This is a genomic window from Streptomyces sp. CBMA123 (assembly GCF_014596465.1).
In the GTDB taxonomy this organism is placed as follows: Bacteria; Actinomycetota; Actinomycetes; order Streptomycetales; family Streptomycetaceae; genus Kitasatospora.
Genome location: NZ_MECK01000222.1, coordinates 1 through 8,793, shown reverse-complemented (window position 1 = coordinate 8,793; position 8,793 = coordinate 1). Strand labels below are relative to the sequence as shown.

Annotated in this window: 9 protein-coding genes and 2 pseudogenes; 2 read left to right on the top strand and 9 right to left on the bottom strand. The window is 74.1% G+C overall.

The window, feature by feature from the left end; genetic code table 11:
* The 4 genes and pseudogenes from BG452_RS23385 to BG452_RS23370 form a co-directional block, all read right to left on the bottom strand.
* Positions 1-514 (bottom strand): annotated as a pseudogene (locus tag BG452_RS23385) (hypothetical protein); the annotation flags it as partial.
* Between the two features lie 13 nt (positions 515-527).
* Positions 528-1,163 carry a nicotinate-nucleotide adenylyltransferase gene (nadD, locus tag BG452_RS23380; protein WP_188306316.1) on the bottom strand — a complete coding sequence of 212 codons (636 nt, stop codon included), beginning with the start codon at positions 1,161-1,163 and terminating at the stop codon, positions 528-530.
* A gap of 124 nt (positions 1,164-1,287) precedes the next feature.
* The gene (locus BG452_RS23375; protein ID WP_188306315.1) at positions 1,288-1,443 is read right to left on the bottom strand and encodes a hypothetical protein; all 156 of its coding nucleotides are present in this window, start codon (positions 1,441-1,443) and stop codon (positions 1,288-1,290) included.
* 153 nt (positions 1,444-1,596) lie between these two features.
* A complete protein-coding gene (locus BG452_RS23370) occupies positions 1,597-1,743 on the bottom strand; it encodes a hypothetical protein (RefSeq protein WP_188306314.1) in 147 nt (48 codons plus the stop codon).
* Between the two features lie 247 nt (positions 1,744-1,990).
* On the opposite strand from BG452_RS23370, the gene BG452_RS23365 reads away from it, so the two are divergent.
* Complete coding sequence (locus BG452_RS23365; protein WP_188306313.1) at positions 1,991-3,079, top strand: M48 family metallopeptidase; 1,089 nt, start codon at positions 1,991-1,993, stop codon at positions 3,077-3,079.
* 137 nt (positions 3,080-3,216) lie between these two features.
* On the opposite strand, the gene BG452_RS23360 is transcribed toward BG452_RS23365, so the two are convergent.
* From BG452_RS23360 to proB, 5 genes are all read right to left on the bottom strand, one after another.
* On the bottom strand, positions 3,217-4,290 hold the full coding sequence (locus BG452_RS23360; protein WP_188306312.1) for a hypothetical protein: 1,074 nt from the start codon (positions 4,288-4,290) through the stop codon (positions 3,217-3,219).
* A gap of 96 nt (positions 4,291-4,386) precedes the next feature.
* Positions 4,387-4,956: a hypothetical protein gene (locus tag BG452_RS23355; protein WP_317621186.1), complete on the bottom strand. Its 570-nt coding sequence runs from the start codon at positions 4,954-4,956 to the stop codon at positions 4,387-4,389.
* Positions 4,957-5,047: 91 nt separating this feature from the next.
* Positions 5,048-6,370 (bottom strand): glutamate-5-semialdehyde dehydrogenase, encoded by a 1,323-nt coding sequence (locus tag BG452_RS23350; protein WP_188306310.1) that lies wholly within the window; start codon positions 6,368-6,370, stop codon positions 5,048-5,050.
* Between the two features lie 74 nt (positions 6,371-6,444).
* The gene (locus BG452_RS23345; protein ID WP_188306309.1) at positions 6,445-6,969 is read right to left on the bottom strand and encodes a hypothetical protein; all 525 of its coding nucleotides are present in this window, start codon (positions 6,967-6,969) and stop codon (positions 6,445-6,447) included.
* Positions 6,970-7,126: 157 nt separating this feature from the next.
* Positions 7,127-8,263 carry a glutamate 5-kinase gene (gene proB, locus BG452_RS23340; protein ID WP_188306308.1) on the bottom strand — a complete coding sequence of 379 codons (1,137 nt, stop codon included), beginning with the start codon at positions 8,261-8,263 and terminating at the stop codon, positions 7,127-7,129.
* 311 nt (positions 8,264-8,574) lie between these two features.
* On the opposite strand from proB, the pseudogene BG452_RS23335 reads away from it, so the two are divergent.
* Positions 8,575-8,793: pseudogene (locus BG452_RS23335) on the top strand (DUF4232 domain-containing protein); the annotation flags it as partial.

Here is an 8,793-nt window from a genome sequence, read left to right as displayed (position 1 = left end):
CGGTGGCGGGAGCGGGCGCCTCGGGCGCGGCCGGCGGCTCGGGCTGCGACTGCGGCTGCGGTTGCGGCTCGGCGACCAGCGGGGCGACCGGCGCCGCCTGGTACTGCTGCTGGTACCCCTGGTACCCCTGCTGCTGGTAGCCGTACGGATCCTGGGCGTACACCGGCTGCCCGTACTGGTCGTACGACTGCTGCTCGTACTGCTGCTGGTACCCCTGCTGCTGCGGGACCTGCCCGGCCGGCCCGTACCCCTGCTGGTACCCCTGGGCCTGCTGCCCGCCGCCGTACGCGCCCTGCCCGTACACCGGCTGCCCGTACTGGTCGTACGCCTGCTGCTCGTACCCCTGCTGCTCGTACGGCTGCTCGTAGCCCTGCGGCTGCGCCTGCTGCTGGGCCTGGTACCCGTGCCCCTGGCCCTGGCCCTGCTCCTGGTACGGCTGCTGGTACTGCCCGGTGGACCACTCCTCCGGCTGCTGCCCGCCGTTGCCGCTGCCGTTACCGCTGCGATCGGTCACGCCCGCTCCTGGCTCAGGTCCCGTGCGGCGTCGCGTACAGCGCCCGCTTGTCGATGTAGCGGACCACGCCGTCCGGGACGAGGTACCAGACCGGCTCGCCCTTGGCGACCCGGTTGCGGCAGTCCGTGGAGGAGATGGCCAGCGCCGGGACCTCCACCAGGGAGACCCCGCCCACCGGAAGCCCGGCGTCCGACAGAGTGTGCCCCGGCCGGGTGCATCCGATGAAGTGGGCCAGCGAGAAGAGTTCGTCCGAGTCGTGCCAGGACAGGATCTGGGCCAGCGCGTCGGCACCGGTGATGAAGAAGAGGTCGGCGTCCGGGTGGAGGGCGTGCAGGTCGCGCAGGGTGTCGACGGTGTACGTCGGGCCCTCGCGGTCGATGTCGATCCGGCTCACCGAGAACTGCGGGTTCTCGGCTGTCGCGATGACCGTCATCAGGTAGCGGTCCTCCGCCGGCGTGACGTGCCGGTCGCTCTTCTGCCAGGGCTCCCCGGTCGGGACGAAGATCACCTCGTCCAGGTGGAACGCGCTCGCCACCTCACTGGCGGCGACCAGGTGGCCGTGGTGGATCGGGTCGAAGGTGCCGCCCATCACGCCGAGGCGCTTCTTCACCGGTTCCGGTCCGCCGGGATTCCCGGCCTGCTCTCCCATGCCGCCACACCTTACGCGACACCCGTTACGGTGCGGGAACAGCCGTGTGGGGGTTGTCCGCAGATGCGTGAGGGAGCGGCCGGCCCACTGGCCGGACGCTCCCCGAGCGGCCCCGGAGCCCGGCTCAGCGGTCCCGGTTGAAGCGGGTGGTGATGAAGAGCAGGAGCACCAGGATGAACAGCGCGGCGCCGCCCGTCAGCAGCGGGTTCAGGCTGTCGTGGTTGCCCCCCTCGCCCTCGGCGAGGAGGTTCAGAACGGGGAGTGCGGCAGCAGTGCTCATGGTCGGCGGGACCTTCTCGGCTCGGGGAACGGACCAGGGGGTGGTTCCGGGCCGGTGAGGGCCCACCCGTCATCGTACGGGGGGTTACACGGCAACCGCTCGGCGGCCCACCGCCGCTGACCGGGCGTGAGCGAGCGGAGCGGGCACCGGGGCCTACTGCCCCCGGAAGGCGCGGGCCATGATCCAGACCAGCAGACCGATCCCGACGAAGGACGCGATCACGATGATCCGCAGGAACAGGCCCGGGCCGGCCTCGTCGGAGATGGGTGCGGCCAGGCTGACCAGCGCTTCGGTGGACATCTGAGGGGCTCCTCGAACTGCTCGTACCGCGGCCGGGTCCGGTCCCGGTTCTCCAGGGAACTCAGGGTAAACCCGCCTCACACCGGCGCCGCCCACCGGCCCCCGTGACCCGCCGCCCCGCCCGCGGCCCCGGTCCCGGGGACGAGTACGCAACCACGGACGTTGCACAGGCAGTCGTTGCAGGCGAAGACCAGCGGGGGGCCGGGCGCTGCGCCGGGGCCGCCGTCGACCAGGAGGTACGCAGACCATGACCGACACGACCGCGAACACCCCGAGCCGCCGTCGCCGGCGCTTCCCCGAGATCTCCACCCGGGCCTGGGAACACCCGGCGGACCGCTCGGCGCTGGTCGCCCTGCGCAAGCTGTCCGGCTTCGACGACATCCTGAAGAAGCTCGCCGGGCTGGTCTCCGAGCGCGCGATCCGGCTGATGTTCCTGGCCACCGCCGTGAAGACCTCCGAGCGCCAGTTCCCCGAGCTGTACGACATGGTCCGCGACGCCGCCTACGTGCTCGACCTGGAGCAGGTCCCGGACCTGTACGTCACCCAGGACCCGACGGTCAACGCCTTCACCATCGGCATCGACACCCCGATCATCGTGATCACCAGCGGCCTGGTCGAGCTGCTGGACGAGGAGGAGCTGCGCTCCGTCATCGGCCACGAGGTCGGCCACGCGATGTCCGGCCACGCCGTCTACCGGACGATGCTGATGATCCTCACCAACATCGCCGCCCGGATCGCCTGGGTGCCGCTCGGCAACCTGGCGATCACGGCGGTCATCACCGCGCTCAAGGAGTGGTTCCGCAAGGCCGAGCTGTCCAGCGACCGGGCCGGCCTGCTCGCCGGGCAGGACCTCCAGGCCTCCATGCGGGCCCTGATGAAGCTGGCCGGCGGGCACAACCTGGCCGAGATGAACGTCGACGCCTTCCTGGAGCAGGCCGAGGAGTACGAGAAGGCCGGGGACCTGCGCGACGGCGTGCTCAAGCTGCTCCAGCTGCTGCCGCAGACGCACCCGTTCGCGGTGGTGCGGGTCGCCCAGCTGAAGAAGTGGGCGGAGAGCGACGAGTACCGCTCGATCCAGGCCGGCGCCTACCCGCGCCGCACGGACGACCGGGACACCTCGGTCGGCGAGCAGTGGAAGGCCGCCGCCGAGCACTACTCGACCTCGGTGAAGGAGAGCAAGGACCCGCTGATGGGCCTGCTGCGGGACGTGGCCGGCGGCGCCGCGACGGTCGGCGGCAAGCTGCGCGACACCTTCACCGGCGGCACCCGCGGCTCCTCCCCGGGCGCTCCCGCCGGCGGCCCCTCGGACCGCGCCTCGGAGCGCACCGACGGCTGAACGGCCACCCGCGTACGGCGGCCGGCGACCCGCCCGGGTCACCGGCCGCCCACCGTCCCCGACCGACGGCCCCGGCCGACCACTGTCCCCGGCCGCCCACCGTCCCGACCGACCGACGGCCACCGACCCGGGCCCGCTCAGCTCCCCGCCAGCACCCCGCACACCTGCCAGGCCGGCCGCGCGTGATCGCCCGGGTCGACCGGCGCCGCCGGCGCCACCGCGGTGCCCTGCGCGGTGGCCAGCACCGGCTGCAGGAAGCCCGCCATCGAGGCGGTGCACGGCGCCGGCCCGGCCTGCAGCACGGCGTCGACCAACCGCAGCTGCGCCTGCCCCAGATCGACCCGGTCGAACTGGAAGGTCAGCTCGCGCCGCACGGTCTCCAGGGTGACCGGCGCCCCGGCCGGCGCCCCGGCCGGCGCCCCGGCCGGCTTCAGCGCGTAGACGAAGGTGTGGTCGGTGGTGATCTGCAGGGTGCTGCCGTCCGCCTCGTCGACCCGCATCGCGCCGACCGTCTTCACGGTGTCGGAGGCGAGCGCGACCTGCGCCGGGTCGAAGCGGACGATCCAGCCGGTCACCGCGTGGTGCCGGTCGTCCACCGGCTGGGCGGTGCTGGCGTCGAACTGGGCCTGCTCACCGGGCGTGACGTAGGCCCGCACATCGGTGGTGACAGCCTGGACCAGCGCCGCCGGGGACAGCGAGGAGGCGACCAGGTAGCGCTGCACGGTGTCGAGCGCCTTCGTCACCTCGACCTTGCTGAAGTGCTCGGTGGCGGCCCCGGCGGGGGTGTTCAGTCCGGCCGTCCCGTCGCCGTAACCGGGCGGCAGCGCGGCGAACGGACGCGCCGGGTCGGCGACCGGGCGGACGGTCGAAGCCGGGCTCAACGCGACCAGGCTGACGGTGAGTTGACTGCCCTCCGGTCGCAACGGGACGCCCTTGGGCGAGTTCACCCCGAAGTACACCGCGGCCCCGAAGGCCAGCAGGATGAGCAGCAGCAGGGCCAGCGCCTGGCGCGGCACGGTGCCCAGCGGGCCGAGCCGCACCCGGGCCCGGGTGGCCTTGCCGAAGGAGCCCGCGAGCCGCTCCCGGGCGGAGAGTTCCTGGATCCGGGCAGCCCGGACGAACGACTCGTCGAAGACGACGGACCGGAACTCGTCCTCATTGCCGGAACCGCCCTCGGGCGTACCCTCAGGAGGCTCGCGCGGGTCACCCATAGCACCAGGGTAGGCGCACACCGGGCCCACCACGAGGGCCCCGGCGCAGTTTGCCGGGAACGCTCCGTGACCGGCCGCCGGGGGCGCACCCCCCGGTCAGCCGGCCGGTGCGGTGACCACCGGGAGCGGCTCGGCAGGCGCGGACCGCGGGTCCGTCCCCCGGCTGCTGCTGCCGGACCCCGGCCTCGGGGGCGCGCCCGAGGAGCCGCCCACGCCCTGGTAGATCGCCGCGACCGCCACCGCCACCAGGCTCACGCCCATGATCACCGCGAGCACCCAGGCCACCGGCCGGTGCCAGCGCTGCTGGGCCACGTACCGGCCACGGGCCCGCACCGGGTCGTAGCGCCGGCCCCAGCGCCGGCCCCGTCGGCCGCCCGCCCGGCCCGGGCCCGACCAGGGGTCGGGGTACAGGTGGTCGTCGTCGAGTCCGCTCGGGTGCGGGCGCAGCTCCAGCGGCAGCCCGTCCCCGGCCGGAACGTCATAGCTCCAGCCCGGTCCCACGGCATCCGGCTCGAACCGGGCCTCGGCAGCGGCGAGCTGCCGCTCCTTGGCCGTCGGCTCGTGCACGGCGGCGGACCGGACGAAGGCCTCATCGAAGACCACGGTGGCGAACTCGTCGTCCGCACCACCGTGGTCGGCGCCGTCGGGGTACGGCAAGCCCCCCACATCCTCAGCCACGGATTCAGCGTATTACCGGCCGGGCGATTTGTCTGTGGCTCCCGGCAGTTGGTCCGTCACACGTGTGACGGACCACCGCTCAGCGGCCGTCCCCGCCGCCGCCCACGGTCTGCGTCGGCTCGCCTCGGACATGCCCGTCACCGGTGACGATGTACTTGGTGCTGGTCAGCTCCGGCAGGCCCATCGGGCCGCGGGCGTGCAGCTTCTGGGTGGAGATGCCGATCTCCGCGCCGAAGCCGAACTCACCGCCGTCGGTGAACCGGGTGGAGGCGTTGACGGCCACCGTGGTCGAGTCCACCAGCTGGGTGAAGCGGCGGGCGGCGGCCTGCGAGGTGGTGACGATCGCCTCGGTGTGGCCGGAGGACCAGCGGCGGATGTGCGCGACGGCGGCGTCCAGCGAGGGCACCACGGCCGCGGCCAGGTCGTACGAGAGGTACTCGGCGCCCCAGTCCTCGTCGGTGGCCGGCACCACGGTGGCGCCGGTGCCCCCGGCCGCCTTCTGCACCGCCTCGTCGCCGTGCACCGTCACCCCGGCCTCCGCCAGGGCGGCCAGGGCCAGCGGCAGGAAGTCGTCCGCGACGTCCTGGTGCACCAGCAGCGTCTCGGCGGAGTTGCAGACGCTGACCCGCTGCGCCTTGGAGTTCAGCAGGATGCCGACGGCCATCGCCAGGTCGGTCCGCGCGTCCACGTACACGTGGCAGTTGCCGGTGCCGGTCTCGATCACCGGGACGGTCGAGCCCTCGACCACGGTGCGGATCAGCGAGGCCCCGCCGCGCGGGATCAGCACGTCGACCAGGCCGCGGGCGCGCATCAGCTCCTGCACCGAGTCCCGGCTCTCCCCCGGCACCAGCTGGATCACGTCGGCCGGCAGCCCGGCCGCGACGACGGCGTCCCGCAGGACGGCGACCAGCGCGGTGTTGGAGCGGTAGGCGGAGGCGGAGCCGCGCAGCAGCACCGCGTTGCCGGACTTCAGGCAGAGCGCGGCGGCGTCGGCGGTGACGTTCGGCCGGGCCTCGTAGATGATGCCGACCACGCCCAGCGGCACCCGCACCTGGCGCACGTCCAGGCCGTTCGGCAGGGTGTAGCCGCGCACCACCTCGCCGACCGGGTCGGCCAGGCCGGCCACGTCGCGCACGTCGGAGGCGATCGCGGCGATCCGCTCGTCGGTCAGGCTCAGCCGGTCGATCACCGACTCGGCCGTCCCCGCCGCGCGGGCCCGCTCCACGTCCTCGGCGTTGGCCGCGACGATCTCGGCGCTGCGGGCGACCAGCGCGTCCGCGATCGCCAGCAGCGCGGCGTCCTTGGCCCGGCGCGGCAGCGGGGCGAGCACGGCGGCGGCCTCCCGGGCTCGGCGCGCTACGGCGAGGACGGGACTGTCGGCGGTGGCGAGGTCGCTGGTCATGCCGCCAAGGGTAGCGACTGGCCCATGCCCCCCAGCCGTCGTTTCGCCCGGTGAGACACCCGCCGGACAGCCGGTCAGTACGGGTGCACCCCGCCCAGGTGCGGCGACGGCGTGCCGAAGCCCTCCGCGACCCGCTTGTGGTACGTCGCCCGGTCCACCACCTCCAGCCCGACGATCTCCCACGGCGGCAGACCGGCGGTCACCTTGTGCTCGCCCCACAGCCGTAGCGCGATCGCCGCCGCGTCGTGCAGGTCCCGGGCCTGCTCCCAGTACCGGATCTCGGCGTGGTCGGCCGCGTAGCGGGCGGTCAGGAAGAACGAGTGGTCGTGCGCCAGCTGCTCCAGTGAGGCGCGCAGCGAGGACAACGGGGTGGTCTGCCCGGCCACGCTCAGCACCACGTGCCACAGCCGTGCCTGCTCCGGCACGGTGGGCGGGTCCGCGGCCTGCGCGCGCTGCGGCCGCACTCTGCGCACCCCGCCGGGCCTCTGCGGCGGCGGACCGGCCGGCTCGGCGGGGCCGTCCCCGCGTCCGCCGTCGATGCTGGTCAGCCGCCGGCCCGCCGTCCCTCCGGTCAGCGCTGCCTCGCGCCTGTGTTCCACCGGCGGCCTCCTGTTTCGGCGATCTCGTGTCGTCCCCACCGGCCCCGTCGGCCCTCGGCCGACCGGTACGGCTGCGCCCCTCCTCGCCCGCGGCCGGGCCGCTCCCGTACGGAGCGGCCCGGCGACCGCACTGCGCCGCTCGGCCGGTGCCGGCCGGTCAGCCGTGCAGAACGACCAGGTCGTCGCGGTGGACGACCTCGCGCTCGTACCCGGCGCCGAACTCCTGGGCCAGGTCGCGGGTGGACCGGCCGAGCAGGCGGGGCAACTCCCTCGCATCAAAGTTGACCAGTCCGCGAGCCACGATGTGGCCGTTTTCGCCAAGAAGGTCCACCGGATCACCCGCGGCGAACTCCCCGTCGACCTTGGTCACCCCGGCCGGCAGCAGCGAGGCGCCGCCGGAGACGACCGCCTCGACCGCGCCCGCGTCCAGGTGCAGGGCGCCGCGCGGGCTGCTCGCGTGGGCCAGCCAGAGCATCCGGTCGGAGGTACGGCTGCCGGTGCGCCGGAAGAGCGTGCCGGTGGACCGCCCGGCCAGCGCGTCGGCGGCGTGGCTGGCTGCGGTGAGCACCACCGGGATGCCCGCGCCGGTGGCGATCCGGGCCGCCTCCACCTTGGTGACCATGCCGCCGGTGCCGACGCCCGCCTTGCCGGCGCTGCCGATCCGGATGCCGTCGAGGTCGTGCGGGCCGCTCACCTCGGCGATCCGGCTGGTGCCGGGCTGGGACGGGTCGCCGTCGTAGAGGCCGTCCACGTCGGAGAGCAGCACCAGCAGGTCGGCCCGGACCAGGTGGGCGACCAGCGCGGCCAGCCGGTCGTTGTCCCCGAACTTGATTTCGGCGGTGGCGACGGTGTCGTTCTCGTTGACGACCGGCATCGCGCCCATCGCCAGCAGCTGGTCCAGCGTCCGGTAGGCGTTGCGGTAGTGGGCGCGGCGGCTGGCGTCCTCGGCGGTGAGCAGCACCTGGCCGACCCGGATGCCGTACCGGGCGAAGGAGGCGGTGTACCGCGCGACCAGCAGTCCCTGGCCGACGCTGGCGGCGGCCTGCTGGCGGGCCAGGTCCTTGGGCCGCCTGTCCAGGCCGAGCGGGGCGAGCCCGGCGGCGATGGCGCCGGAGGAGACGAGGACGACCTCGGGCGCGTCCGGGCGGCTGCGCACCTTGGCGAGCGCGTCCACCAGGGCGTCGACCCGGTCGGCGTCCAGGCCGCCGGCCGCCGTGGTGAGTGAGGAGGAGCCGACCTTGACCACGATCCGGCGTGCGGTCAGCACCTCCTCCCGCAGTGAGTCCTCGCTCATCTCGCTGTACGCCCTTCCGGTGTGGTGCGGGTGCGGCGGGGCCCGGCCCGGCCGTCATGCCCGAAATCTACGCGATCCGCGCAGGTCGCCCCCACGGTGTTTCACCGGCTGGACCCGCCCCGCTCACCAGCCCGCCACAGCCCGGCCGAGCATCCGGATGGCTGGTATGGTCCCTGACCGAAAGCCAGATCGGGGGACGGCTTCTTGCCCGCTGTGCCCACTCGTCTTCGACCTTCCTGTGACACGGGGGCGGCGCCGCACTGGGCAGGCCGGCAACGGTTCGCGGTCGCGCGCCAGGAGAAAAGCACACCATGCGTTCGCACACCACGAAGCTGACCGTCGCCGCCCTGGCGGCGGCCACCGCCCTCTCGCTCGCCGCCTGCGGTCCGGACAACCCGGACTCCCCGGCCGGCACGGGCGGCTCCACCGGAGCGGCTCCGGCCCAGAGCGGCGCGGCCACCAGCGGTGCGACCGGCGGTGCGGCCGGCGGTTCGACCGCCGCCCCGTCGGGCGCGGCCACCGGCGGTGCC